At 55.1% G+C, this 1,659-nt stretch carries 1 rRNA gene (cut by a window edge); it reads left to right on the plus strand.

Features of this window, described 5'->3' with window-relative positions:
* Positions 1-1,560: ribosomal RNA gene (locus ACIPV1_RS18895) — 23S ribosomal RNA — on the plus strand; it begins 1,668 nt to the left of the window's first position.
* The last annotated feature ends 99 nt before the right edge of the window (positions 1,561-1,659 follow it).

Consider the following 1,659-nt stretch of genomic DNA (forward strand, 5'->3'; position numbering starts at 1 on the left):
GACCGGATCCCTTCGGGGTGATGGTGGCCGGTCTAACGCTCGACCCCATGCTGGTGCGGTTAGCGTATGAACAGGTGTGACGCAGGAAGGTAGCTGAGCCAGGCGATGGTATCCGTAAGGTGAACCTGGTGTAAGGATGTAGGGCTGACGATAGGCAAATCCGTCGTCTGTATGCCTGAGATCCGACGCGTACCCGTAAGGGGAAATCAGTGATCCTATGCTGCCGAGAAAAGCATCGACGCGAGGTTGCAGCCGCCCGTACCCGAAACCGACTCAGGTGGTCAGGTAGAGAATACCAAGGAGATCGAGAGAATCGTGGTTAAGGAACTCGGCAAAATGCCCCCGTAACTTCGGGAGAAGGGGGGCCGGACACGTGACCGGATTTACTCCGTGAGCGTTGAAGGCCGCAGAGACCAGTGGGAAGCGACTGTTTACTAAAAACACAGGTCCGTGCGAAGTCGCAAGACGATGTATACGGACTGACGCCTGCCCGGTGCTGGAAGGTTAAGAGGAAGGGTTAGCCTTTGGGCGAAGCTCTGAATTTAAGCCCCAGTAAACGGCGGTGGTAACTATAACCATCCTAAGGTAGCGAAATTCCTTGTCGGGTAAGTTCCGACCTGCACGAATGGCGTAACGACTTCCCAGCTGTCTCAACCGCGAACTCGGCGAAATTGCACTACGAGTAAAGATGCTCGTTACGCGCAGCAGGACGGAAAGACCCCGTGACCTTTACTACAGTTTGGTATTGGTGTTCGGTGTGGCTTGTGTAGGATAGGTGGGAGACTGTGAAGCGGGCACGCTAGTGTTCGTGGAGTCATTGTTGAAATACCACTCTGGTCACTCTGGATGTCTAACGTAGGACCCTGATCGGGTTCATGGACAGTGCCTGATGGGTAGTTTAACTGGGGCGGTTGCCTCCCAAAGAGTAACGGAGGCGCCCAAAGGTTCCCTCAACCTGGTTGGCAATCAGGTGGCGAGTGTAAGTGCACAAGGGAGCTTGACTGTGAGACTGACAGGTCGAGCAGGGACGAAAGTCGGGACTAGTGATCCGGCAGTGGCTTGTGGAAGCGCTGTCGCTCAACGGATAAAAGGTACCTCGGGGATAACAGGCTGATCTTGCCCAAGAGTCCATATCGACGGCATGGTTTGGCACCTCGATGTCGGCTCGTCGCATCCTGGGGCTGGAGTAGGTCCCAAGGGTTGGGCTGTTCGCCCATTAAAGCGGTACGCGAGCTGGGTTTAGAACGTCGTGAGACAGTTCGGTCCCTATCCGCTGCGCGCGTTGGAAATTTGAGAAGATCTATCCCTAGTACGAGAGGACCGGGATGGACGAACCTCTGGTGTGTCAGTTGTTCTGCCAAGGGCACCGCTGATTAGCTACGTTCGGACCGGATAACCGCTGAAAGCATCTAAGCGGGAAGCCGTCTTCGAGATGAGATTTCCATGCACCTTGAGTGTGAGAGGCTCCCAGCAGACTACTGGGTTGATAGGCCGGATGTGGAAGCGGGGACTAACGACCCGTGGAGCTGACCGGTACTAATAAGCCGAAGACTTGATAACACACTGATTTCCGTGCACTTGTTGCACGGGCTCGCGTCCACTTTGTGGTTCCCGACAGACGATCGGGAATCAAACTGAATACACCGCTCTGCCCATTCG

The organism is Curtobacterium sp. NPDC089991, from assembly GCF_044748425.1.
Taxonomy (GTDB): domain Bacteria; phylum Actinomycetota; class Actinomycetes; order Actinomycetales; family Microbacteriaceae; genus Curtobacterium.